25 protein-coding genes are annotated in these 24483 nt (G+C 75.1%); 13 read left to right on the forward strand and 12 right to left on the reverse strand.

Going from position 1 to position 24483, the window contains the following annotated elements; translation table 11 throughout:
- Nucleotides 1-315: 315 nt before the first annotated feature.
- Nucleotides 316-1257: a hypothetical protein gene (locus ACR807_RS20740; protein WP_438923018.1), complete on the reverse strand. Its 942-nt coding sequence runs from the start codon at nt 1255-1257 to the stop codon at nt 316-318.
- A 137-nt stretch (nt 1258-1394) separates the two neighbouring features.
- Here ACR807_RS20740 and ACR807_RS20745 point away from each other — a divergent pair, with 137 nt between their 5' ends.
- The 6 genes from ACR807_RS20745 to ACR807_RS20770 all read left to right on the forward strand — a co-directional run bounded on the left by ACR807_RS20745 (nt 1395) and on the right by ACR807_RS20770 (nt 6181).
- Nucleotides 1395-2054 carry a TetR/AcrR family transcriptional regulator gene (locus tag ACR807_RS20745; protein WP_438923019.1) on the forward strand — a complete coding sequence of 220 codons (660 nt, stop codon included), beginning with the start codon at nt 1395-1397 and terminating at the stop codon, nt 2052-2054.
- Between the two features lie 102 nt (nt 2055-2156).
- The gene (locus ACR807_RS20750) at nt 2157-2798 is read left to right on the forward strand and encodes a TetR/AcrR family transcriptional regulator (RefSeq protein WP_438923020.1); all 642 of its coding nucleotides are present in this window, start codon (nt 2157-2159) and stop codon (nt 2796-2798) included.
- Between the two features lie 28 nt (nt 2799-2826).
- Nucleotides 2827-3027 (forward strand): ferredoxin, encoded by a 201-nt coding sequence (locus ACR807_RS20755; RefSeq protein ID WP_316037595.1) that lies wholly within the window; start codon nt 2827-2829, stop codon nt 3025-3027.
- Complete coding sequence (locus ACR807_RS20760) at nt 3024-4244, forward strand: NAD(P)/FAD-dependent oxidoreductase (protein WP_438923021.1); 1221 nt, start codon at nt 3024-3026, stop codon at nt 4242-4244. The genes ACR807_RS20755 and ACR807_RS20760 overlap by 4 nt, the downstream gene beginning before the upstream one ends.
- A gap of 58 nt (nt 4245-4302) precedes the next feature.
- Complete coding sequence (locus tag ACR807_RS20765; RefSeq protein ID WP_438923022.1) at nt 4303-5511, forward strand: cytochrome P450; 1209 nt, start codon at nt 4303-4305, stop codon at nt 5509-5511.
- Between the two features lie 58 nt (nt 5512-5569).
- A complete protein-coding gene (locus tag ACR807_RS20770; protein WP_438923023.1) occupies nt 5570-6181 on the forward strand; it encodes a TetR/AcrR family transcriptional regulator in 612 nt (203 codons plus the stop codon).
- Nucleotides 6182-6227: 46 nt separating this feature from the next.
- On the opposite strand, the gene ACR807_RS20775 is transcribed toward ACR807_RS20770, so the two are convergent.
- The 3 genes from ACR807_RS20775 to wrbA form a co-directional block, all read right to left on the reverse strand.
- Nucleotides 6228-6992, reverse strand: coding sequence for a glucose 1-dehydrogenase (locus ACR807_RS20775; protein WP_438923024.1), 765 nt, complete (start codon nt 6990-6992; stop codon nt 6228-6230).
- Nucleotides 6993-7105: 113 nt separating this feature from the next.
- Nucleotides 7106-9130 (reverse strand): cellulose binding domain-containing protein, encoded by a 2025-nt coding sequence (locus ACR807_RS20780; RefSeq protein WP_438923025.1) that lies wholly within the window; start codon nt 9128-9130, stop codon nt 7106-7108.
- A gap of 97 nt (nt 9131-9227) precedes the next feature.
- Entirely contained in the window at nt 9228-9845 is a 618-nt protein-coding gene (gene wrbA, locus ACR807_RS20785) for an NAD(P)H:quinone oxidoreductase (RefSeq protein ID WP_438923026.1), read from the reverse strand.
- A 314-nt stretch (nt 9846-10159) separates the two neighbouring features.
- Here wrbA and ACR807_RS20790 point away from each other — a divergent pair, with 314 nt between their 5' ends.
- The 5 genes from ACR807_RS20790 (at nt 10160) to ACR807_RS20810 (ending at nt 13380) form a co-directional block, all read left to right on the forward strand.
- Nucleotides 10160-10315 (forward strand): hypothetical protein, encoded by a 156-nt coding sequence (locus tag ACR807_RS20790; RefSeq protein WP_438923027.1) that lies wholly within the window; start codon nt 10160-10162, stop codon nt 10313-10315.
- 43 nt (nt 10316-10358) lie between these two features.
- On the forward strand, nt 10359-10652 hold the full coding sequence (locus tag ACR807_RS20795; protein ID WP_438923028.1) for a hypothetical protein: 294 nt from the start codon (nt 10359-10361) through the stop codon (nt 10650-10652).
- A gap of 124 nt (nt 10653-10776) precedes the next feature.
- Nucleotides 10777-11190 carry a PASTA domain-containing protein gene (locus ACR807_RS20800; protein ID WP_438923029.1) on the forward strand — a complete coding sequence of 138 codons (414 nt, stop codon included), beginning with the start codon at nt 10777-10779 and terminating at the stop codon, nt 11188-11190.
- 99 nt (nt 11191-11289) lie between these two features.
- Complete coding sequence (locus ACR807_RS20805; RefSeq protein ID WP_438923030.1) at nt 11290-12273, forward strand: glycosyltransferase; 984 nt, start codon at nt 11290-11292, stop codon at nt 12271-12273.
- 90 nt (nt 12274-12363) lie between these two features.
- Complete coding sequence (locus ACR807_RS20810; protein WP_438923031.1) at nt 12364-13380, forward strand: NAD(P)/FAD-dependent oxidoreductase; 1017 nt, start codon at nt 12364-12366, stop codon at nt 13378-13380.
- Nucleotides 13381-13407: 27 nt separating this feature from the next.
- Here the strand turns inward: ACR807_RS20810 and ACR807_RS20815 are convergent, their stop codons facing one another.
- From ACR807_RS20815 to lexA, 3 genes are read right to left on the reverse strand one after another with little or no spacing between them, the layout of a single operon-like run.
- Nucleotides 13408-15534 carry an ATP-binding protein gene (locus ACR807_RS20815; RefSeq protein ID WP_438923060.1) on the reverse strand — a complete coding sequence of 709 codons (2127 nt, stop codon included), beginning with the start codon at nt 15532-15534 and terminating at the stop codon, nt 13408-13410.
- Between the two features lie 51 nt (nt 15535-15585).
- Entirely contained in the window at nt 15586-16020 is a 435-nt protein-coding gene (locus tag ACR807_RS20820; RefSeq protein ID WP_438923032.1) for a VOC family protein, read from the reverse strand.
- Nucleotides 16021-16062: 42 nt separating this feature from the next.
- Nucleotides 16063-16722, reverse strand: a complete 660-nt coding sequence (gene lexA / locus ACR807_RS20825) for a transcriptional repressor LexA (protein ID WP_438923033.1) — start codon at nt 16720-16722, stop codon at nt 16063-16065.
- A gap of 278 nt (nt 16723-17000) precedes the next feature.
- Between lexA and ACR807_RS20830 the strand changes: the two genes are divergently transcribed.
- Together ACR807_RS20830 and ACR807_RS20835 are read left to right on the forward strand one after the other, a co-directional pair.
- Nucleotides 17001-19016, forward strand: a complete 2016-nt coding sequence (locus ACR807_RS20830; RefSeq protein ID WP_438923034.1) for a family 43 glycosylhydrolase — start codon at nt 17001-17003, stop codon at nt 19014-19016.
- A gap of 78 nt (nt 19017-19094) precedes the next feature.
- On the forward strand, nt 19095-20450 hold the full coding sequence (locus ACR807_RS20835; RefSeq protein WP_438923035.1) for a serine hydrolase domain-containing protein: 1356 nt from the start codon (nt 19095-19097) through the stop codon (nt 20448-20450).
- Between the two features lie 13 nt (nt 20451-20463).
- Here ACR807_RS20835 and ACR807_RS20840 read toward each other — a convergent pair whose 3' ends face one another.
- The 5 genes from ACR807_RS20840 to ACR807_RS20860 form a co-directional block, all read right to left on the reverse strand.
- Entirely contained in the window at nt 20464-20865 is a 402-nt protein-coding gene (locus ACR807_RS20840; RefSeq protein WP_438923036.1) for an ATP-binding protein, read from the reverse strand.
- A gap of 39 nt (nt 20866-20904) precedes the next feature.
- Nucleotides 20905-21288, reverse strand: coding sequence for an STAS domain-containing protein (locus ACR807_RS20845; RefSeq protein WP_438923061.1), 384 nt, complete (start codon nt 21286-21288; stop codon nt 20905-20907).
- Nucleotides 21288-22130, reverse strand: coding sequence for a DUF4184 family protein (locus tag ACR807_RS20850; protein ID WP_438923037.1), 843 nt, complete (start codon nt 22128-22130; stop codon nt 21288-21290). Before ACR807_RS20850 ends, ACR807_RS20845 begins: the two co-directional genes overlap by 1 nt.
- A 100-nt stretch (nt 22131-22230) precedes the next feature.
- Nucleotides 22231-23826, reverse strand: coding sequence for an MFS transporter (locus ACR807_RS20855; protein ID WP_438923038.1), 1596 nt, complete (start codon nt 23824-23826; stop codon nt 22231-22233).
- A gap of 165 nt (nt 23827-23991) precedes the next feature.
- Nucleotides 23992-24420 (reverse strand): MarR family winged helix-turn-helix transcriptional regulator, encoded by a 429-nt coding sequence (locus ACR807_RS20860; protein ID WP_438923039.1) that lies wholly within the window; start codon nt 24418-24420, stop codon nt 23992-23994.
- Nucleotides 24421-24483: the final 63 nt, after the last annotated feature.

Below are 24483 nucleotides of genomic sequence, written 5' to 3' on the forward strand. Positions count from 1 at the left end.
CACCCGCGACGTCGTGGCGCTACCAGGCGCCCGCCCCGTGGCGCACGGCTACCGCGTGCTCGTGGACCGCCGGGCCCGCGACGTGCGCGCCGTCCACGAAGGACCGGACCTGCGCGGGGCGACGCTCGTCGGCGGTTCGACGGTCGGCAACACGATCCAAGCGCGTGCCGCGCGGTACGGCGCTGTTCGTGGCGGGCGCGGAGCCCGAGTTCCGGCCCGTCCCCCACGCCACCGCGGTCTTGCTCGCACCGCACGGGTCGGCGGCCGTGGTCGACCGGGCCGGTCACGTGACGAACGTCGGGCAGCCGAACGCGTTCAACCGGGGTCTGCCGCACTTCCCGGCCCGTCGACCGCCCGCTTCGCGCCTTTCGTGAGCAGCGAGGACACCACCAGCACCATCAGCACCGCGCCCACCGGCGACGCGAAGAGGGGGAGCGGTGAGACCTCGGACGAGATCCAGTCCGACATGGCCAGGCCCAACGCGCTGACGAGCACGATCCCGAACGCCCACCCGCGCAGCACCGCCGCACCGCGCACCGCCGGCACGGCGACGACGGCCAGCACGGGCACGGCCACGCCGCAGGACAGCGCCAGCGTTCCCGCCACCCGCCACGGCAGCGGCGCGCCGGACAAGGCCCACAGCACCCACAACTCCGGCCCGAACCACAGCGCCGCACCCGCGCCCGCCGCCACGGCGAGGCCCGGTCGACGTCCCGCACCGCCCGTGCACGCCCGCGCCGCCGCCACGAGCGCCGCCGCGCCCGCGCCCGCGACCACCACGACCAGGGCCACGCTAATCTCGTCGGCCCAGTCGAACGCCCCCGCGAGCGCCAGCACCGGGACCAGCAGCGACAGCCACAGCGAGGACTGCCCGGCGAACGAGTCCCGCCGCCACGCCTGGTGTCGCCGCCCCACCAGGTCCCACCCCGTGTGGAGCAGGTTGACGGCGAGGTAGCCGACCACCAGCAGCACCACGATGTTGCCCCACAACGGCAGCACGCCGCCGAACAGCGACCTCAACGTGGACTTGGGGTTCAACCCCGAGGACAGGAGCAAAGCGCCCAGCAGCACGAGCGGTGCCAGCAGGCCGAGCCCGGCCACCACCACCACGCCCCCGGCCAGGGCCAGCGACGGGTCGCGGTGGGTCGGCACGGGGTAGTGGAAGTGCACGTCCCCCACCGACGCGCCCTGCACGACGTTGCCGTGCACAGTGCCGGGAATGGTGTTGTAGGACGTGGGTCGTTCCGGTCCGGACACGGGGCCCTCCCCTCGTTACCTGTCGGCAGGGTAGGAGCGGACATCCCCTACCCGGGGCGGGAACGGGGCAGGGGTCGCCCGGGTGGCGCAGTCGCGATGTCCCTCGGGGCAGGCGCACGGCCTGTACGGTGGTGCGCGTGGTGACGGAGGTGGGCAGGACCCCGAGGGCCGAGCAGGTCGGCGCGACGCGGCAGCAGATCCTCACCACGGCGGAGCGGTTGTTCGCCGAGCAGGGGTTGTACGCGGTGTCCAACCGGCAGATCAGCGCCGCCGCCGGGCAGGGCAACAACGCGGCCGTCGGCTACCACTTCGGCACCAAGGCCGACCTCGTGCGCGCCGTCGTGCGGCGGCACACCGAGCCGATCGAGGCGCTGCGCCGGGCGATGGTCGAGGACGTCGCCGGGTCCGACGACTTGCGCGACTGGGTGAACTGCCTGGTGCGCCCGGTGACCGCGCACCTGGCCTCGCTGGGCGACCCCACCTGGTTCGCGCGGTTCGGCGCGCAGGTGACGACCGACCCCGCGTTCCGGTCGATCATGGACGAGGAGTCGCTGGCCGAACCGTCGCTGCGCCGGGTGCTCGACCGGCTGCGCGCGTGCCTGCCCGACGTGCCCGACTCCGTGCGGACCGATCGCGCGCACATGGTCCGTCACCTGATCGTGCAAGTCTGCGCCGAACGGGAACGCGCCCTCGCCGAGGGCTCCGACACGCCCAGGCGCACCTGGGACGAGACCGCGACCGGCCTGGTCGACGCGATCACCGGGCTGTGGACGGCGCCGTCGACCGCGTCCCGCTGACGCGCTCGCTCCGCAGCCGATCCGTCACAGCGCGTTGCGCCGGACCGCGTCGCCGTGCTTAAGTCAGTCGATTGACTCAACAGGCGACGGCGGTGGGGTGCGGTGGTGACCACGGGCAACCGGGCGGCGGAGACGCGGGAGCTGATCCTGGCGGCGGCCGAGCGGCTGTTCGCCGAGCACGGCGTCTACGCGGTGTCCAACCGGCAGGTCGGCGAGGCCGCCGGGCAGGGCAACAACTTCGCCGTCGGCTACCACTTCGGCACCAAGGCCGACCTGGTGCGCGCCATCGTGCGCCGGCACGCCGAGCCGATGGAACGGGTGCGCGAGCGGATGCTCGCCGAGGTCGCGCACAGCCGCGACCCGCGCGACTGGGTGGCCTGCCTGGTGCGCCCGTACACCGAGCACCTGGCCTCGCTGGGCGACCCCACCTGGTTCGCGCGGTTCAGCGCGCAGGTGATGACCGACCCCGGCCTGCGGCAGATCACGGTCGACGAGGCGCTGTCCACCGAACCGATGCGGCGGATCGTCGAGGGGCTCAACCGCTGCCTGCCGACCCTGCCGCTGCCGGTGCACCTGGAGCGCGGCGCGATGGCCCGCAACCTCATCACCCACACGCTGGCCGAGCGCGAGGCGGCGGCGGCCGGGTCGCCCGCCCTGAAGTCCGACTGGGACGACACGACCACCGGGCTCGTCGACGCGATCGTCGGCCTGTTGCTCGCGCCGGTCACCCCGACCGGCGCGTGAGCGCGCGAACAACGGAGGAGCACAGCAGATGAAGGTCACCGTGGACGAGGACAAGTGCTGCGGCGCGGGCTCGTGCGTCCTGGCGGCGCCGGACGTGTTCGACCAGCGCGACGAGGACGGCGTCGTGGTGCTGCTCGACGCCGAACCGGCCGAGCACCTGCACGCGGCGGTGCGCGAGGCCGCGGGCGTGTGCCCGGCGGCGGCGATCGCGCTGGGCGAGGGGGCGTGACCCCACCACCCGACGTCCTGGTCGTCGGCGCCTCCGCCGCCGGTCTCTCGACGGCGGAGGCGTTGCGGCGCAAGGGCTACACCGGCGGGATCACCCTGCTGGGCGACGAGCCGCACCCGCCCTACGACCGGCCGCCGCTGTCCAAGCAGGTGCTGGCCGGCACGTGGGAGCCCGAACGCGCGCGGCTGCGCGGGCAGGACCTGCTCGACGGGCTCGGTGCGACGTTCCTGCTGGGCGACCCGGCGGTGTCGCTCGACCCGGTGGCGCGCGAGGTCCGCACCGCGTCCGGGGCCGTGCTGCGGGCCGGCGCCGTGGTGCTGGCGACCGGCGTGCGGCCCAGGGTGCTGCCCGACCAGGCCGGGGTGGCCGGGGTGCACGTGCTGCGCACCCTGGACGACGCCCTGGCGCTGCGGGCCGCGCTGCTCGCCGGCGGGCGGCTGGTCGTCGTCGGCGACGGCGTGCTCGGCGCGGAGGTCGCCGCCACCGCGCGCGGCCTGGGCCTGGACGTCACGCTGGCCGGCCCGCAGCGCGCGCCGCTGGAGGCCCAGCTCGGCCCGCTGGTGTCGGGCGTGCTCGCCGACGTGCACCGCGAGCGCGGCGTGCGGCTGCGCCTCGGGGCGGCCGTGCTCGGCCTGGAGTCGCGGGACGGGCGGGTCACCGGCGTGCGGCTGGACACCGGCGACGTGCTGCCCGCCGACCTGGTCGTGGTGGCCCTCGGCGCGGTCCCCAACACGGGGTGGCTGGCCGACAGCGGCCTCGTGCTGGACAACGGCGTGGTGTGCGACGCGCGGTGCCGCGCCGCCGACGGCGTCTACGCGGTGGGCGACGTGGCCCGCTGGCACCACGAGGGACTGGGCGGCCCGCTCCGGCTGGAGAACCGCACGAACGCCACCGAGCAGGCCACGGCGGTGGCCGACGACGTCCTGGGCGCGGGACGCCCCTACGCCCCGGTGCCGTACTTCTGGACCGACCAGTTCGACGCCCGGCTCCAGGTCCACGGCGTGCTCACGCCCGGCGCGACGGTGTCCGTCGTGGACGGTGACGTGGCCGCGCGCCGGTTCGTCGCCCTCTACGAGCGCGGCGGCGAGGCCGTCGGCGTCCTCGGCTGGAACATGCCCAAGCAGGCCCGGCAGCTGCGGCAGCGGCTCCTCGGGCAGCTGCGCGACTTCACCGGCTCGCACGTGACCGCCGGCGAGGTCGAGAAGGCCGACTTCTGACCCCCGCCACTCCCGTCACTTTCTGGCCCCCGCCACCAGGTCCCCCGGAAGGACAGCGATGACGAGCACGACGGACCCCGTCGAGGCACCCGAGTACCCCATGCCCCGGGCCGAGGGGTGCCCCTTCGACCCGCCGCCCGAGCTGCGGGCGTTGCAGGAGCGCGGACCCATGACCCGCGTGCGGCTGTGGGACGGCAGCACGCCGTGGCTGGTCACCCGCTTCGCCGAGCAGCGAGCGGTGCTCGCCGACCCGCGGGTGAGCGCCGACATGACCCACCCGACGTACCCGCGCCAGGCCCCGGGCCCCGGCGGGACGCTGAGCTTCATCGGCATGGACGACCCCGAGCACGCCCGGCTGCGGCGGATGGTCGGCGCCGCGTTCGCGGTGAAGAAGGTCGAGGCCATGCGGCCGATGGTGCAGAGGATCGTCGACGACGCGCTGGACGCGATGCTCGCCGGGCCGAACCCGACCGACCTGGTGGAGGCGTTCGCGCTGCCGGTGCCGTCGCTGGTGATCTGCGAGCTGCTCGACGTGCCCTACGCCGATCACGACTTCTTCCAGCGCAACAGCAGGACCATCATCAACCGCGGCTCCACCCCGGAGGAGCGGGCGGAGGCCATGGGCGAGCTGGGCCGGTACCTCGGCGGCCTGGTCGCCGCGAAGGTGGAGCACCCCGGCGACGACCTGCTGTCCCGCCTCGGCGAGAAGGTCGGGTCGGGCGACCTGACGGTGCCCGAGGCCACCCAGATGGCCGTGCTGCTGCTCATCGCGGGGCACGAGACGACCGCCAACATGATCGCCCTGAGCACGTTGCTGCTGCTGCGCCACCCCGACCAGCTGGCGCTGCTGCGCGACTCCGACGACCCGACCACGGCCACCCGCGCGGTGGAGGAGCTGCTGCGCTACCTCAACATCACGCACGGCGGGCGCCGCCGGTTCGCGCGGGAGGACATGGAGGTCGCCGGCTGCCCGGTCAAGGCGGGCGAGGGCTTCGTGCTGCCCAACGAGATCGCCAACCGCGACCCGGAGGCGTTCCCGGACCCCGACCGCCTCGACATCACCCGCCAGGCCCGCCACCACGTGGCGTTCGGGTTCGGCGTGCACCAGTGCCTCGGGCAGCCGCTGGCCCGGCTGGAGCTGGAGGTCGTCTACCGCACGCTGTACCGGCGCGTGCCGGACCTGCGGCTGGCCGCCGACTTCGAGGACGTCCCGTTCAAGCACGACGGGTTCGTCTACGGGGTGTACGAGCTGCCCGTCGCCTGGTGAGCGCCCCCCGGCACGCCGCGTCGCGGGGGCGCGGCGTGCCGACCAGTAGGCTGACCTGGTGCGGAGCGGTGCGCGGACGGGGCGTCCGCCGTTGAGCGAGGGGCGCCGGGCGCAGGTGCGGCTGGAGATCGCCCGCGCCGCCGTGCGCCTGTTCACCGAGAAGGGCGTGGCCGCCACGTCCGTCGAGGACATCGCCGCCGCCGCGGGCATCTCGCCGCGCACGTTCTGGCGCTACTGCACGTCCAAGGAGAACTGCGTCCGGCCGCTGCTCACCGCGGCGACCGACGTGCTGGCCTCCGCCCTGGCGTCGTGGCGGCCGGGGCAGGACGTGGACGCCGTCGTGGCCGAGGTGACCGGCGCCGCGCGCGAGCCGCTCGGCGACGTGCCGACCACGCTGGGCCTGGTGCGGCTGGCGCGGACCGACCCGGGCCTGCGCGGCGTGTGGTTGCAGGCGCACGACGACGCCGAGGCCGCCTTCGCCGCCGCGCTCGCCCGGTCGACCGGCTCGTCGCCCGACGACCTGCACGTGGCGGTGGGCGCGGCGATGGTCAACGCGGCCCTGCGCGCCGCCGTCGAGCACCACGCCCGGCGTGCCGGGGACGACGACGCGGACGGCCTGCTGCGGACCGTCCGCGAGGCGCTGCGGACCGCGGTGCGCGCGTTCGGCTAGACCGCGGCCCACCCGTCGCGGCTGGACCGCGGCCCACGAGTCGTGGCTAGACCGCGGCCCACCCGTTGTCGACCGGCAGGACCACGCCGTTGACGTTGCTCGCCGCGTCCGAGGCGAGGAACACGATCGCCGCGGCCTGCTCCTCGGCCTCCGACACGCGGCCGTAGTTGGCGGTGTAGGGCGCGAGGGCCGCCGGGCCGTGGCCGGGGGCGGGCGGGGCCGAGAGGATGGCCGTGCGGGTCGCGCCGGGCGCGATGGCGTTCGTGCGGATGCCGTGGGCGCGGTACATGACGGCCAGCGACTTGGTCAGGCCGACCACGCCGTGCTTGGAGGCGGTGTAGGCGGTGCCCGCCGCGCTGCCGCGCAGGGCGGCCTCGGACGCGGTGTTGACGATCGCGCCCTTGCCCCTGGCCAGCATGTGCGGCACGACGGCCCGGCTGAGCAGGAACGGCGCGGTCAGGTTGACCCGGACGACCCGCTCCCACTCGGCGTCGGTGACGTCGGCCGCGGCGGTCATCGAGTCCATCACCCCGGCGTTGTTGACCAGCACGTCCACCCCGCCGAACTCCTCGACGGCGGTCGCCACGACCCGGTCGACCACGTCCTGCTCGGCCAGGTCGCCCACCACCGCCACCGCGGTCCCGCCGGTCGAGGTGATCTCCTCGACCACCGCCCCCGCCCGTGCCCCGTCCAGGTCCGCGACCACCACGCGGGCGCCCTCGGCGGCGAACCGCACCGCCGCCGCCCGCCCGATGCCGGACCCGGCCCCGGTGACGATCACGCTGCTGCCGCCCAACCCGCTGTCGCCCATGTCGCGCTCCGTTCCCCTCGCCCGATGGGGCGGTCGCCCTCCACCCACTTTATGGCATGGCGTGCCAGAAAGTGGGTGGAGGGTGGGCGGCGTCGCACGCCGTCGGGGTCGGCTCAGCGCGTGGTGCAGGTCCGGCCGTTGAGCGTGAACACCGCCGGCGGGGTGTTCGGGCCCTGGTAGGCGCCGACGAAACCGGTGTTCACCGTGGCCCCCGGTGCCAGCACCTGGTCCGAGCGGACGCGCACCGCCGTGCCCGTCTGCTCCCACGTGGCGTTCCACCCGCTGCCCACCTGCTGCCACGGCGTCGGCCAGTCGAAGGCGAGGGTCCAGCCGTGCAGCGCCTCGTCGTCGGTGTTGGTGACGTCCACGCTGCCGACGAAGCCGTTGCCCCAGTTCGCGGTGTCGGTCAGGGTGACCGCGCACTCCGCCGCGGTGGGCGTGGACGTGGTGAAGGTCAGCGGCGGCGAGGCCCACGAGACCCGCCCGGCGCCGTCGCGGGCGACCAGGTTGACCGTGTAGCGGGTGCCGGGGGACAGGTTGCGCGCGGTGAACGAGCCGCCCGTCGTCTCGCCCCACTGCTCGGTCGCCGCGCCGCGCTGCCGGTGCACCTCGTACTTGACGCCCGGCGCGGGCGCGGGCCAGGTGAGGGTGGCCGTGCGGTCGGTGACCGCGCCGACCGCCGGGCGGTCGGGCGACGCCGGACCCGCGACCGGCGCCGACGGGCGCAGGACGAGCGTGGTCAGCGAGTGCGGCGGGAGGGTCACCGAACCGGCCTCGCCGGTCGACGTGGTGATGCCCGCGTCGCCGTTGGCGAACGACAGCACCTCCGCCCGCGCGGCGGGCGCGTACCCGGCGTAGTCCAGGGTGACCGGCTTGGCCGCCGCCGGGTCCTGGTTGACCAGCAGCACGGCCAGGCCGCCGTCGGGGCGCCGGGCCGCGTGCGCCCGCACCAGCGGGTCGGACGCCGCCGCCGCGACGAACCGGTCCCCGGGGCGGACGAACCGCGAGGTCATGGCCAGCCCGTGGTACGGCGCGAACGGCGTGTTCAGCGCCGGCTGGCACACCGCGCCGTCGGCGGTGCAGTTGCCGCTGGAGAGCAGGCCGAAGTCGTCGAAGTCGGTCTGCCCGCCGATGGTGGAGACGGTGCCGATGCCGTTGTGCACGTTCCACCAGTCCACCGTGAACGCGCCGTGCGCCAGCAGGGACGCGTAGGCGTCGGCCGCGAACAGCGCGCCGGGCTGGGTGTTGCGGCCGTACGAGGTGTTCACCTCGGTCAGCGCGATGCCCAGCTCCTTGCCCGCGTACCGGGCGACCTGCCCGCGCGTCGAGCGCAGCACCTCCGGCACCCGGTCGGTCTTGGTCAGCACCTCGGCCCCGGTCGCGCCGGTGGGGTACCAGTGCAGCACGACGAAGTCGACCTCCGGCCCCGCGGTCGACAGCACCACCTGGTTCCAGGTGCCCGCGTCGCCCGCCGCCACGATGCCGTCCGGCCAGTCGCCGGGCGTGGTGAGCACCGCGCCCACCCGGATCGTCGGGTCGACCGCCTTCATCGCCCGCGCGTACTCCACGACCAGCGCCGCGTACTGGGCCGGGCTCTTGTCCGGGTGGTCGTCGGCCTCCCACCGGGAGCCGTAGTGCCCGTTGCCGTACAGCTCGTTGCCGATCTCCCAGTGCTTCACGCCGTAGCCCTTGGTGACGTTGGCGTAGCGCACCCACTCGGCCGCCTCGGCGGGCGTGCCGGTGCCGTAGTTGGCCGTCACCACCGCCTGCGCCCCGGCCCGCCGCACGCCCGCCATGAACGCGTCGAAGTCGGTGTTCGGCGCGACGTACCCGCCGGGCGCGGTGTGGTCGCGCCAGTGGTAGATGTCCGAGTAGGACCCGCCGGGGTAGCGCATCGCGCCCACCCCGGCGTCCTCCAGCAGGTCGGCGACCTCGGGCGTGCCGAGCTGGGCGTCCCAGATCGCGTGGTTCACCCCGATCGCGGCGTCGTCGACGCCCTCCAGCCCGGCCCGCGCGTTGACCGCGACGCGGACGCCGGGGTCGTCCTGCGCCCGCACGGCCGGCGCGGCGAGGACGGCCGGCGCGGCGAGGGACGCGGCGGCCAGGGCGAGGACGAGCAGGGTGGCGCGCGGTCTCATGGTGGTGTGTCCTCTGCGACGACGATGTCAGGGAGCGCTCCCAGGCTGATCGCGCGCCGTCCGGGTTGTCAATCACCACCTTCGGGACGGCCGCCGGTCACGCCGACGCGAGACCCGCCTTGAGCGCGCGGGCCAGGCGCACCGCGCGGCGGACCTGGAACGACACGGCGTCCAGCTCGACCTGCCCGGGCGGCGTCCGGCCGTTGTCGGACACGTGGCTGGAGCCGTAGGGGTTGCCCGCCTGGAACTGGATCGGGTCGGCGTAACCGGGCGGCACGATGACGCAGCCCCAGTGGTAGAAGGTGTTGTTGAGGGCGGTGATGGTGGTCTCCTGGCCGCCGTGCGCGGTGGCCGCCGAGGTGAACGACGTCGCCACCTTGTCGACCAGCTTGCCCGCCGCCCACAGCGGCCCCGTGGTGTCCAGGAACTGCTTGAGCTGCGCCGCGGGCATCCCGAACCGGGTGGGCGCGCCGAAGACCAGCAGGTCGGCCCACTCCAGGTCGGCCAACTCCGCCTCGGGCAGGTCCTGCGTCTGCCGGGCGTGGGCGGCCCACCCCTCGTTGCTGGCGATCGCCTCCTCCGGCGCGAGTTCCCGCACCTTCCGCAACCGCACCTCCGACCCCGCCTCCTCGGCGGCCCGCGCCGCGGCCTGCGCCATGGCGTGCACGCTGCCGGTGGCGGAGTAGTAGACGACGGCGGTCCTCAGGTCTGACATCGGCTCTCCAGGTGTGCGGGTGGCGTGGATCGGCCGAGGCGTACCCGCTGGACGCCGGAACTCACCTCCGACCGCCCGATCGTGGGGCCGCGCGACCGCCCGGACCGGTCGACCCGGCCGGCGGCCGGACTCGTCGAACAGCTGCGCCTGCGCCAGTGCCGTCCGCGTGCCCCTCGACAGCACGGAACCGTCGCAGCGCACCGTGCCCGACGCGGCCGTGACCGGCTTGAGGTACTTCACCCGGAGATCCAGCCCCGCCCCTCTCTCCCGGGCCGGGCGCGGTTCCACCTCCACCAACCGGAAGGACGTCGACCGTGCCCCGCGAGATCCCCGCCGACGACCAGGCGGACATCGACCAGGCGAAGGCCGACCGTGACGCCCTGGCGAAGAGCAGCGCCGCCGACAAGGCATCGGCGGCGCTGTACGACCTCGTGCTGAAGGCCGTGGAGCGCGGCGACGCCGAGGGCTGACCGGCCCACCCCGACCGAGTTCGCCGGGGCGGTGCGCGAGGCCGTGGACGAGGAGCGTGCCGCCGGCCACGAGGAGTCGAACATCGACGTGCAGCTCCACCCGGAGGCGACCCACGAGGTGCTCGACGCCATGCGGCCGATCATCGCGCAGGTGCGCGAGCAGGCCCGGGACGACTGGCCGCCGATCGGCTGCACCGCGCCGGAGGCGTGGATCAGCTACTACCGGCTCGTCGGCCGCCTGCTGCCCGACGCCGTGCTCCCGCCGGTGCGGCCGCAGTGGCTGCCCGGCACCGCGGTGCCCGACCCGGGGCCGGCAGAGGACGTCACGACCAACTGACGCATGACGAGGCCCCCGTGCCCGCCCGGAGAGGGCAGGCACGGGGGCCTTGTTGCGTACATGCGGAGTAACGCACAACCGAGAGGTTGCGACATCCAGTCGAACGCACCCCAGGAGGAGTTCCGTGAAGATCCGCTTAGTCGCGCTGGCCGCGCTGGCCGCGCTGGCCGCTGCCGCGCTGACCGGCTGTTCTGCCCCGTCGCCCGCAGCCCAGAGCGCGGCACCGGCACCGGCACCGGCGTCCGAGACGGCCCCCGTCCAGGCCACGACCACGCCGCCCGCCGCCACGACAGCCGCGCAGGCCCCGGCCGCGAAGACGTGCACCGTGCCCCAGGTGGTCGGCATGGTCCACCAGACGGCGCAGGACACCATGCAGGCCGCGGGCCTGTTCATGCTCCGCGAGGAGGACGCGACCGGCCAGGGCCGCGTGCTGGTGGTGGACCGGAACTGGACCACCACCGCGCAGAGCGTCCCGGCCGGCCAGGAGGTCGACTGCTCGACCGAGATCCTGCTGTCGGCCAAGAAGACCGGCGAGTAGACGACGAAGGCCCCCGCGCTCCCGTTAGACCACGCCGCGCCGCCGTCGGATCGGGCCGGCGGGCACGGGGCGGGGAGGACGGCGCGGTAGGTTCCGGCGATGCGCGTGCTGTTCGCCGGTCTCGCCTCGGTCGGCCACACCTACCCGTCCATCCCGCTCGCCGTCGCCGCACGGGAGGCCGGGCACGAGGTGCACTGGGCCGCCGGCGACGCGGTGCACGCGGTGCTGGCCGCTCAAGGGCTGCGGCCCTTCCGCCCGGCGGACTCCTTCTACGAGGTGTACGCCGAGGACCTCGAACCGGAGCTGGCCCGGTTGCGACCCGACCTCGTCGTGCACGGGTGGGGCGTGCCGGGTGCGGCCGTCGCCGCGCACCGGGCCGGGGTGCCGAGCCTGTGGCACGGGTTCGGCCGCCTGTTCCCCGAGGGCATCGGCCTCGTCCGGCCCGCCGACGCCGTCCCCGGCCTGCCGCACGTCGACATCTGCCCGCCCTCGTTGCAGGACCGGGACTTCCTCGCCACCGAGGAGCGCGTCGCGCTGCGCCCGGTGCCGCACGCCGAACCGGGTGAGCTGCCCGCCCGCCGGGGCTCCCGCCCGCTGGTCTACCTCACGTTCGGCACCGCGTTCGGCGCCCCGGAACCGCTCGCCGACGCCGCCCGCGGCCTCGCGACCCTGGGCCTGGACGTCGTCGTCGCCACCGGCAACGTGCCCCCGGACCGGCTCGGCGACCTGCCGCCCCGGGTCACCGCCCGCGCCCGCGTGCCGCAGGCCGACCTACTGCCGCACGTCGACGTGGTGGTGCACCACGGCGGCAGCGGCACGACCCTGGGCGCGCTCGCGGTCGGCGTGCCGCAACTGCTGCTGCCGCAGGGGGCGGACCAGTTCGCCAACGCCGACGCCGTCGTCGCCTCGGGGGCCGGGCTGCTGCTGCCGCCGGGGGAGCGGGGCGCGGACGCCGTCGCCGACCTCGCCCTCACGCTGCTGGCCGACCGGTCGCACCGCGACGCCGCGCGGGTCCTGGCCGGCGAGATCGCGGCCATGCCGTCACCCGCCGAGGTCGCGCGCAGGCTGCCCGAGTTCGCCTGACCCCGCCCGGTCGACGAGTTGCCATATCGGCAACGAAGATTGCCGATCCCGCGCACCTGCCCGCATCGTGGTCGGCAGGAGGTGGTCGACGTGACCGGACAGGTGCTCGACAGGTACGACGTGGTGGTGGTCGGCGGCGGGGCCGCGGGGCTGAACGGGGCGCTGATGCTCGCCCGCGCCCGGCGGTCCGTGCTGGTGGTGGACGCGGGCTCGCCGCGCAACGCCCCGGCCGACGCGGTGCACGGGTTGCTGGCCCGGGAAGGGGTGTCGCCGGCCGAACTGCTGGAGCGCGGTCGGGCGGAGGTGCGCGGCTACGGCGGGCACGTGGTCGCGGGCGAGGTGGGCGCGGCGGTCCGGGAGGGCGACGGGTTCGCGGTGGAGGTCGGCGGTCGCGTGGTCCGGGCGCGTCGCCTGCTGGTGGCGACCGGGCTGGTCGACGAGCTGCCGGACGTGCCGGGGCTGCGCGAGCGGTGGGGCCGCGACGTCGTGCACTGCCCGTACTGCCACGGGTGGGAGGTCCGCGACCGGGCCATCGGCGTGCTGGCCACCGGTCCGATGTCGGTGCACCAGGCGCTGCTGTTCCGGCAGTGGAGCGCCGACGTCGTCCTGTTCGCGCACACCGGGCCCGCGCCGACCGACGAGCAGGCGGAGCAGCTGGCCGCGCGGGGCGTGCGGGTGGTGCCCGGCGAGGTGGCGTCCCTGGAGGTCGTCGACGACCGGATCACCGGCCTGCGGCTCGCGGACGGCGGGGTCGTCGCCCGCGACACCGTCGCCGTGGCCAGTCGGATGGTCGCCCGCGCCGGTGTCCTGGAGGCGCTCGGCCTGCGGCCCGTGCCGCACCCGTCCGGGATGGGCGAGCACGTCGCGGTCGACGCGACCGGCCGCACCGAGGTGCCCGGCGTGTGGGCCGCGGGCAACGTCGCCGACCTCGCGGCCCAGGTCGGCGCGGCGGCGGCGGCCGGTGCCGCGGCCGGCGCGCAGGTCAACGCGGACCTGGTCGCCGAGGACACCCGCCGGGCGGTCGACGCCTACCGGGACCCGTTCTCGGCCGAGGCCGAGGCGCGGGTGGCCGAGCTGGTGGCGGGCAACCGGCGGCACGGCCTGTGAACCCCGGCACGTGAGCCGGCGCGCGGCTCAGCCGTCGCCCAGCAGCTCCCGGACGCGGGTGGCGTCGTCGTGGCGCTCCTGCTGCCGGTACAGCTCCAGCGCCCGGTCCCACAGGCCGCGGGCCTCGTCGAGGCGGCCCAGGGCGGCGTACGGGTGGCCCAGGTTCTCCAGCGCGTCGGCGGACAGGCACGTGTTGCCCAGGTCGCGGTACAGGTCGAGCGCCCGCAGGTAGTGCTCGACGGCCCGCTCGTGGTGGCCGCTGTGGTGGTCGAGGTAGCCCAGGCTGACCAGCACGGCCGCCTCGCCGTCCGGGTTCGGGTGCCGGTCGTACAGGTCGAGGGCGGCCAGGCAGTGCGCGCGGCCCGCGTCGTGGTCGCCGAGCCGGGCGGCGTGCCAGCCCAGCTGGTTGAGCGCGTCGGCCTCCCAGACCGGTTGGTCGAGGACGCGGAACAGCTCCAGCGCCCACCCGGCGTGCTCCAGGGCGTGCGTCCACTCGTTGCGCTGCCGCCAGGCCCACGACAGCATCCGGTGGGTGTGCGCCCGCTCGACGGGGTCGCGGTGGTGCTCGGCCAGGGCGAGCGCGCGGTGCAGGTGGCGGACGGCCTCGTCGTGCTGCCCCAGGTGCGCGAGGCCGCGGCCGAGGAACCGGTTGGCCCGGGTGCGGGTCGTCGGGTCGACGGCGGCCCGCAGCGCGACGCGCCACGTCGTGACGCGGTCGCGCAGGTGCCCGCGCCGACCGTGGAAGGCGTCCAGCGACCACGCCACCAGCCAGGCCACCCGGTGGTGGCCGGCGGCCACGGCGGTCTGCTGCGCGGCCAGCAGGTTGGCGTGCTCGACGTCCAGCCAGGCCAGCGCCGACGCGGTGTCCTCGTGCGGGGTGCCCTGCGTGCCCGGCGCGGGCGGCTCGGCCACGACGGGCAGGCGGTGGGGCGCGATGATCCGGTCGGCGGCGAGGGCGGTGTGGACGAGGTGGTCGAGCGCCCGCCGCACCGCCGCGTCCCGCTCGTCGGCCGGGACGTCCTCGTCGGCCACGGTCGCGGCGCAGGCGCGCACCAGGTCGTGCATCGCGTACCGGCCGCGCGGGTCCTGGTCCAGCAACGACGCCTCCACCAGGCCGCCCAGCACGCGCCTGGTCCGCGCCGGGGTCAGCCCCGTCAGGCTCGCCGCGACGGGCAGGCCGGTGTCGAAACCCGGTGCGACGCCCAGCAGGCCGAACACCCGCCGCTGCTCGGCGGGCAGGGCGCGGTAGGACCAGGACAGCACCGTGGGCAGGCTCGCGGCGGGGTCGTCGTCGTCCAGGGCGTCGAGCCCGATCTCCCGCAGCTCGGCGGCGAGCCGCGCCAGCGGCACGTGGGGGTGGGTGTGGGCGCGCCCGGCGACCAGCCCGAGGGCGAGGGCGAAGCCGCGGCAGTGGTCCACCAGCTCCGCCGCCGCGTCCGGTTCGGCCGCGACCCGCGCCGCGCCGAGCCAGTCGGTCAGCAGCACGTGGCCGTCGCCGGTGGTCAGCGGGTCCAGCCGCACGTGGTGGGCGCCGTACCGGCTGATCAGGGAGGTCAGCACGCGGCGGCAGGTGACCAGCACGGTGCACGTCCTCCCGCCCGGTAACAGCGAGACGACCTGCTCGGCGGTCGCGGCGTTGTCCAGCACGACCAGCACCCGCCGGTCCGCGACCAGGCTGCGGTACAGCGCCGCCTGGGCGTGCAGGTCCGCCGGGATGTCGCCGGGTTCCACGCCCAGGGCGTCGAGGAAGCCCCGCACGGCCACCGCCGTCTCCATCGGCTCGCCGTCCGGGCCGAAGCCCCGCAGGTCGACGAACAGCTGCCCGTCCGGGAACAGGTCGAGGTGCCGGTGCGCCCAGTGCACCGCGAGCCACGTCTTGCCCATGCCGCCGGGACCGGCCAGCGCGACGACCTGCGCGGCCCCGCCCGGGGCGGTCACCGCCTCGGTCAGCCGGGCCGACTCGGCAGCGCGCCCGACGAAGCGCGCGGGTGCGAGCGGCAGCTGCCGCGGCGTGGGCGGCCGTCGACCGGCCGGGTGGACGTGCACGTCGCCGCCGATCGACCCCGCCTGCACCACCGACCCGACCACGCCGACGACCTCGTTCCGCGTCGTCGGCGGGACCGCGTCGAGCGGTCCCGGGCCGTGCTCGCGCATGGACACCGCCCCATCGCACCGGAAGGTCACCAGCCTAGGGCGTGCCGCCCCTCAGTCGAGGCAGAACTCGTTGCCCTCGACGTCCCGCATCACGAGGCACGACTCGTTGTCCTCGTCGGCGAGCAGCAGCCGCACGCGCACCGCGCCGAGCGCGACCAGCCGCGCGCACTCGGCCTCCAGCGCGGCGCGGCGCTCCTCGCCCAGGAGCCCGGTGCCGACCCGCACGTCGAGGTGCAGCCGGTTCTTGACGGCCTTGCCCTCGGGGACGCGCTGGAAGAACAGCCGCGGCCCCGCGCCCGAGGGGTCGACGCAGGCGAACGCCGAACCGCGCTTCGCGGGCGGCAGGGAGTGGTCGAAGTCGCTCCACGCGGCGAACCCCTTCGGCGGCGGGGGGACGACGTACCCCAGCGCCTCGCACCAGAAGCGGGCGACGCGCTCGGGTTCCGCGCAGTCGAAGGTGACCTGGAACTGCCTGACCGTGGGCATCGGTCCACCGTAGTGGTGCGCGCCGCCCGCCGGGACCCGGCCTCAGACGCTGCGCAGCACCGACACGACCGCGCCCAGCACCACGGCCTCGTCGCCGTCGATCACCGGGTAGGCCGGGTTGCGCGGCTCCAGCAGGACGTGGCCGCCGCGCCGCCGGTAGACCTTCACTGTGGCCTCGCCGTCGATCATCGCGGCGACGATCTGGCCCGAGTGGGCCTCCTCCTGGCGGCGCACCACGACGATGTCGCCGTCGCAGATGGCCGCGTCCACCATCGAGTCGCCGCGCACCCGCAGGCCGAAGACGGTGCCGCGCCCGGTCAGCTCGCGCGGCAGGTTCAGCACGTCGTCCACGTGCTCCTCGGCCGTGATCGGCGCGCCCGCGGCGATGTCGCCGACCACCGGCACCGGCACCGAGTCGGCCGCCGCGCGCTCGGCGGACGGGTCGCGCAGGAACGCGCGCACGTCGATCGGGCGGGACATGCTGGTGCTGCGGCGCAGGAAACCCCTGTCCTCCAGGGCAGCCAGGTGCTTCGACACCGACGACGACGAGCGCAGGCCGACCGCCTCACCGATCTCGCGGGTGCTCGGCGAGTAGCCGTGCCGGACCACCCAGTCCCGGATCACGACCAGGATGCGCTGCTGGCGCTCCGGCAGGACCGAGGCGTCCAGGTGGTCGAACTCGTCGAAGTCGTAGGCGGTCACCCGGTGGATCATAGGCGCGACCCGCGTCCGGGTGTCACCGAGGGTGATCGGGCCGGGAGCGGCGTGCACAACCGACCAGAAGTACGCAGAAACGCACTGGTACCGAGAATGAGCTGCGGCGAGCCGGGCCGGGACGGGCGCGGTTCCCGGGAACGGCCGGGACGACATCGTTGGAACGACACGGTTTCACCCTTGCGGGACCGTGTCGCGCCCGGCACCCTCAGGGTGAGGATGTTCGTTTCTGTTGGAGCCTGTTCGCCCTGCTGGAGCTGCCAACGATGACCGCTCTCCCGACCGCGCCCACCCGCCTCGCCGCCCGGGTCCTCGCCGCCCTGCTCGTGTGCGGCGTCCCCGCGGTGCTCCCGACACCCGCCACCGCAGCGCCCGCCACCGCGACGACCACCACCGCAGCGGCCGTCCCCGCGACGACCGCCACCGCGACGACCTTTCCCGGGGCGGCCGTCCCCGACCACGCCACGGCCGAGTCGGGCAACCCGTTCGTCGACGGGTGGTACGCCGACCCGGACGTCGCCGTCTACGACGGCCGGTACTGGGTCTTCCCGACGACCTCCGCGCCCTACGCCGAGCAGACCCACCTCGACGCGTTCTCCTCCACCGACCTCGTCCGCTGGACCAAGCACCCCGACGTGCTGACCACGGCGGACGTGCCGTGGGCCGAGTACGCGGTGTGGGCGCCCGCCCCGGTCGAGCGCGACGGCAGGTACTTCCTCTACTTCGCCGCCAACGACATCCAGAACGACTCCGAGACGGGCGGCATCGGCGTGGCCGTCGCCGACCGCCCCGAGGGCCCCTACCGGGACGCCCTCGGCAGGCCCCTGGTCGACGCGTTCCACAACGGCGCGCAGCCCATCGACCAGGACGTCTTCATCGACGACGACGGTCAGGCGTACATGTACTACGGCGGTTGGGGCCACGCGAACGTGGTCAAGCTCAACCGCGACATGGTCAGCCTCGGCACGTTCGCCGACGGCACCACCTTCAAGGAGATCACGCCGTCCGGCTACGTCGAGGGCGCGCAGATGTTCAAGCGCGGCGGCCGGTACTACCTGATGTGGTCCGAGGGCGGCTGGACCGGCCCGGACTACTCGGTGTCGTACGCCATCGCCGACTCGCCGACCGGGCCGTTCGCCAAGCTGGACGAGGTGCTGGCGCAGGACCCGGCGGTCGCCCGCGGCTCGGGGCACAACTCGGTGCTCACCGTGCCGGGCACCGACATCCGGTACGTCGTCTACCACCGCAGGCCGCTCGGGGAGACCGACGGCAACCACCGCCAACTCGCCTACGACCGCCTGCACTTCAACGCCGACGGCACGATCCGCCGCGTCGCCATGGAGGTCCACGACGACTTCGCCGACGGCAACGCGCTGGGCTGGAGGACGTTCGGCGGCACGTGGTCGGCGACCGGCGGCCGGTTCCGGGCGGGCAGCTCGCCGGGCGGAAAAGCGTTGCTGGACACCGACTTCAGCGACTTCACCCAGGACACCGAGGTCACGATCACCTCGGGCGGCGGTGACGCGGGCGTCGCGTTCCGGGTGACCGGGGAGGGCGTGGGCGCCGACGCCTACCGCGGCTACTACGCGGGCATCAGCGCGGCGGGCCGGGTCGTCCTCGGCCGGGCCGACGGCACCTGGACCCCGCTGGCGTCCGCGCCCGTCACCGTGGTGCCCGGCAAGGCGCACCGCCTGCGGGTGACGGCCGCCGGCGCGTCGATCCGGGTGTACGTGGACGACCTGGCCACCCCCAGGATCAGCGTCACCGACGCCACCCACCGCACCGGTGCGAACGGCGTGCGGGTGTTCAACGCCGAAGCCTCCTTCGACAACCTCGTCGTCGACCACCTCACCGGCGCCGGCGCGAACCTCGCGCTCGGCAGGCCCGCCACCGGCACGCCGTCGTGCGGCGCGTCGGAAGGGCCGGAGAAGGCGGTCAACGGCGGCGTCGGCGGTGGCAACGCGGACAAGTTCTGCTCGTCGGTGGCCGGCGCGAAGCTCCAGGTGGACCTCGGTGCGACCCGGGCGATCGGCCGGTTCGAGGTCGACCACGCCCAAGCGGGCGGCGAACCGGCCTCCTTCACCACCAGGGCGTTCACCCTCTCGGTGTCCGACGACGGCGTGCGGTGGACCCGGGTGGTCGACATCGCCGGCAACACCGCCGCCACCACCGTGCACCCGGTCGCCGGGGTGTCGGGCCGCCACGTGCGCCTCGACGTCCTGGTGCCCACCCAGACCGCGGAGGTGGCCGCCCGCGTCTACGAGCTGCGCGCGTACGGCTGACCGCGACTCCACCCCGGGGTGACCCGGTGATCGGTACCTTGCGTACAGCGGCGATCGTCGAGGCACCCCGGGGGAGTCATGGACGTCGAGCACTGGCGGGAGCGGTTGGCGGAGCTGTGCGCGGAGCACCGCGTGCCCGGCGCGTCGTTGGCGGTCCTGGTGGACGACGAGGTGCACGAGTGCGCCACCGGCGTGCTGAACCTGCGCACCGGCGTGCGGGCGACGACCGACTCGCTGTTCCAGGTCGGGTCGATCACCAAGGTCTACACCGCGACGCTGGTCCTCCAGCTGGTCGCGGAGGGCAGGCTGGACCTCGACGAGCCGGTGGTCTCGGTGCTGCCGGGGTTCGCCGTCGCCGACCCGGTGACGACCGCGGCCGTCACGCCCCGGCACCTGCTCACCCACACCAGCGGCATCGACGGGGACTTCTTCCGCGACACCGGGCGCGGCGACGACTGCCTGGCCGAGTACGTCGCGGCCTGCGCGGCGCTCGGGTGGACCCACCCGCCGGGCGCGACCATGTCCTACTGCAACAGCGGGTACTCGGTGCTCGGCCGGATCGTCGAGGTGCTGACGGGCGGCACGTGGGACGCGGCGCTGCGGGACCGGCTGCTCGCCCCGCTGGGCGCGCACGCCACGACGACGCTGCCCGAGGACGCCCTGCGGTTCCGCACGGCGATCGGGCACCTCGGCGAGGCGGGGGAGGAGCAGGTGCCCGCGCCGGTCTGGGGCCTCACCCGGGCCGCGGGGCCCGCCGGCACGATCTGCGCCACCGCGGCGGACGTCCTGCGCTTCGCCCGCCTGCACCTGGACGACGGCGTCGCGCCCGACGGCACGCGGGTGCTGCCCGCCGGGCACGCGGCGGTGATGCGCGAACCCCAGGTGCGCGTGCCCGACCCGTGGTCGGGCACGCACTGGGGCCTCGGGTGGATCGTCTACGACTGGGCGGGCGGTCCCGCGGTCGGCCACGACGGCGCGACGATCGGGCAGCGGGCGTACCTGCGGGTCGTGCCGGACGCGCGGGTGGCGGTCGTGCTGCTCACCAACGGCGGCGTGCCCGCCGCGGTGCAGCAGTCGTTGTTCGCCGAGCTGCTGGGCGAGCTGGCCGGGGTCGACGTGCCCCGCTTCGCGCCGCCCGACGAACCGCCGGTGGTGGACGTCGCGCGGCACGTCGGCACGTACTCGCGGCTGGGCTACGAGGTCCGGGTCACCGACGGCGGCGGAGTCCTGCACCTGCGCGCGGAGAACACGAGCGAGCTGGCCCACCTGACCCGGGACGTCGAGCTGGACCTCGTCCCGGTGGCCGACGGCGTGTTCGCCGGGCGGGCCGCCGAGTCCGAGCCGTGGGTGCCCGCGGTGTTCTACGAACTGCCCGACGGCACGCCGTACCTGCACTTCGGGCTGCGCGCCGCGCCCCGGTCGCCCACCGCCTGACCCGCGCCGGCGGTCAGGCGTCCTCGCGGGCCAGCACGGCCCACACCGTCTTGCCCCGGTCCCGCCAGGTCACGCCCCAGTCGACGCACAGCGTCTGGACCATGCGCAGGCCGTTGCCGCGCGTCGCGCCCAGCCGCGAGTGCCCGAGCACGGGCCGGTCCGGCGACTCGTCGTCGACCTCGACCCGGACCGAGTCCGCGTCGCCGGTCAACCGCACCTCCAGCGCGCGCAGGCCGTGGTCGTAGGCGTTGCTCACCAGCTCGGTGACGACCAGCAGCAGGTCGCCGACCTTGTCCTCGTCCAGCCCGTCGACGAAGGCGGCTGCCTTCCGCCTGATGTCGGACAGGGCCGGCGCCACCCCGTCCAGGGCGATCACCAGCGGGTCCGACACCGGCAGGGCGCGCGGGTCACCCACCTGACCGCCGCCCGACGAGCCCGGTGCCGACCGCGCCGGTCACGCCGACCCCGCCCCGCGCGACGCCGCCCGGACCGCGTCCTCGACCTCGTCGTGCAGGGGGAGCAGCGTCGACATCGCGGTCAGCTCCAGCGTGCGGCGGACGTTCCGGCTGGCCACCACGTGCACCCGCCGCCCCGACTCCACGCCGCGCCGGCGCAGCTGGGCCAGGGCCGCCAGCCCGGACGACGCGAAGAACGTCACCCCGGACAGGTCGAGCACGAGCGCCGCCGCCGCGCCGTCCAGCGCCTCGACGGCCCGGTCGCGCAGGTCGTCGCTGTTGGACATGTCGATCTCGCCGCTCAGGCGCAGCACCACCACGCCGTCACCGGTCCCGTCGTCGTCCGCCGATGACCGGGAGTTCGCCTCGCTCACACCGCACATCATGCAGTGCGGTCCGGTCGCGCACCAGACAGCGGGTCGGGACGCCCACCCTCGGTAACCCTTAGGCGGCGCCCACCGCTCCGGTCCCGCGGAACCGGGGCGGGCGGCGCGGCAGCGGGACCGCGCGCCACCAGGCGGGCGGCCCGGCGCCACAGCCCGTACAGCGCGAGGCCGCACGCCGCGCCCGTGGTGACCGTGATCGACACGCCGACCAGCACGTCCTCCACCGCGGACCCCTCGGTGGCGACGCCCGCGAAGACCGCCGTGGACAGCACCACGGCGGCGCGGGGGAGCAGGGGGCGGGCCGGCGGGGCGAGGCGGGCGGGGACCGGTCGCCGGGGCAGCGCGGAGAGCCGCCGCAGGCACCAGACCGCCACCACCAGCCCGCCGACCGCGGTGCTGCCCCACTGGCCCCACTGGTGCAGGGGCTGGGACCCCACCACCGCGTTCAGCCCGGGGAGCAGGGCGACGGCCCACCCGGTCGCGTGCGTGAAACCGTCCCAGAACAGGTGCGTCAGGGTGCCCAGCACCGCCGAGCCGACCAGGGCGACCCCGAAGCGCGGCGCGGGCAGGTGCGCCAGGCGCGACCGCACCGCGTCCGGGGCCAGGGCCAGCGCCGGTTCGAACAGCAGCACCCGGTAGACCGCCAGGGCCACCAGGGCGATCGGCAGGTCCACCAGGACCACGCCCCACCACGTGTGGGTGTACTCGACCCCGGCCGGGCGCAGCAGCACGAAGAACGGCAGGTCGGGCGCCACGGACCCGGCCACCAGCGCCGACGGGACGAAGGGGGAGCGGACCAGCGGGAGGACGGCCGCGACGTGCGACCCGGTGAACGGCATGGCCGCATTCGACCAGGTCGCCCGCCGGCGCGGGCACGCCGTCACGGGTCCTGCGCGGAACCCGCCGGGCAGGTGCACGACGCGGCCGACCCTCCGGTGGTCAGTGCACGGCGGGCACCCCGGCACCGCTGTTGCCGCCCCGGCGCACGATCGTCGCGGACAGCACCGCGCCGACCAGGCACAGGCCGCCGGTGACCAGCGCGGCGACGTGCATGCCGGAGACGAACGCCTGCGCCGCGCCCTCCCGGACCGCGGCCTGCACCTCCGCCGTGACGCCCGGCAGCACCGGGGTCACGCCCATCGCGACCGCGTCGCCCGCCTCGCCCAGCCCGTCGGCGAGGGCGGCGGGCACCCCGGCGGACAGGAAGGAGTCGTGCAGGGTGGACCCGACCCGGCTGCCCAGCACCGACACCAGCACGGCCGTGCCGAGCGCGCCGCCGACCTGGAGCGCGGTGGCCTGGAGACCGCCGGCGACGCCGCCGTCCCGCACCGGGGCGTTGCCCACGATCGCCTCCGACGACGCGGCCATCACCATGCCCACGCCGAGGCCCAGGGCCAGGAAGCACGGCCACATCGTCGCGTAGCCGGAGTGGACGCCGAGGCCCAGCAGGCCGAACGACGCGCCCGCCTGGAGCACCATGCCCAGGGTGAGCGTCAGGCGCGGGCCGTACCGGTCGGTCAGCGCCGCGCCGAGCGGGCTGGCGACCATCGACGCGAGGCTCAGCGGCAGGGTGAGCACACCGGCCTCGACGGGGCCGTGCCCGCGCACGTTCTGGAGGTACAGCATGAGGAAGAAGATCGAGCCCAGCAGCACGAAGAAGTTCACCGCGGTGACCGCGGTGGCCACGCTCAACGACGGGTTGCGGAACAGGCGCATCGGCAGCAGCGGGTGCGCCGTCCGGTTCTCGACCACGACGAACGCGGCCAGCAGCGCCACGCCGAGCACCAGCAGGCCGATGGTCCTCGGCGAGGCCCAGCCCCAGCTCTCGCTCTGCACGACCGGGTAGACGATCGCGATCATGCCCAGTGCGAGCAGCGCCAGGCCGGGGAGGTCGAACCGGTGGTGCCCCGTGCCGTCCTTGCTCTCCGGCAGCACCAGCAGGCCGACGACGAGCCCGACCACGCCGATCGGGGCGTTGATCAGGAACACCGACTCCCAGTTCACGTGCTCCACGAGCAGGCCGCCGACGATCGGGCCGGCCGCGGTGGACACCGACGAGACGGCGGCCCAGATGCCGACCGCCGCGCCGAACTTCCGCGGCGGGAAGACCGCGCGCAGCAGGCCCAGGGTGTTCGGCATCATCAGCGCGCCGCCGAGCCCCTGCACCGCGCGGAAGACGATGACGCCCGCGGTGGAGCCGACCACGGCGATGGCCACCGAGGCGAGCGTGAACAGGACCAGGCCGGCCAGGAAGAACGTGCGGCGGCCGAACCGGTCGCCGAGCTTGCCGCCCAGGATCAGCGCGGCGGCCAGCGCCAGCAGGTAGGAGTTGGTCACCCACTGGAGCTCGGCCAGCGAGGCGTTCAGGTCCTGCCCGATGTAGGGGTTGGCGATGGCGACCACGCTGCCGTCGAGGCCGACCATGAAGAGGCCGAACGCGACGGCGACCAGGGTCCACCACGGGTTGTTGCGCGGGCCGGGTCGTTCGCGTGCCGCCTCCGGTCGGGCGTCGGCCAGGACGGGTGTGTCGTGCACGGGTGTTCCCTCTCGAACGTGGTTCTCAACGGTGTGACCGGACCGCTCGGGCGAGCGCGCCGGTCAGGGCAGGGCAAGGCCCGGGTCAGGGCCCAGGACAGGACAGGGCCCGAGTCAGGACAGGGCCCGGGGCAGGGCAGGGTGCCGGTCAGGACGGGGCGCGGGTCAGGACAGGGCGTCGAGCAGCGCGGCCAGGGCGGGCAGCGCCCGCAGGACGGTGTCGGCCTGCGCCGGGTCCATCCGCCGCAGCCCCTCGGCCAGGACGTCGCCCATGGCGGCGTCGGCCTCGCCGATCCGGGTCCGCGCCTCGTCGGTGACGTGCAGGTGCGCGATCCGGCGGTCCTGCTCGTCCTGGACGCGGGTCAGCATCCCGGCCTCCACGAGCTGGGAGACGAGCGTGCTCACGTTGGTGGGCTGCATGAGCAGGACGTCCGCCGCCTGGCGGACCGTGATCCCCTCGCGCGCCCCGACCAGGCGCAGCAGCGCGAGCTGGTTCTCCGGCGGCTTGGGGTGCGGGAAGTCCCGCGACATCCGCCGGTCGACCACGCGGTGCAGGTCGTTCAGGACGACGGCGAACTCGGTGCTGTCGGTCACCGGGACAGAGTACCTATAAAACGATAGCTATTGACCTATAGCTAGCCGGTGACCTGTGCCACG

Source organism: Saccharothrix sabaoui (assembly GCF_051756985.1).
GTDB lineage: Bacteria > Actinomycetota > Actinomycetes > Mycobacteriales > Pseudonocardiaceae > Actinosynnema.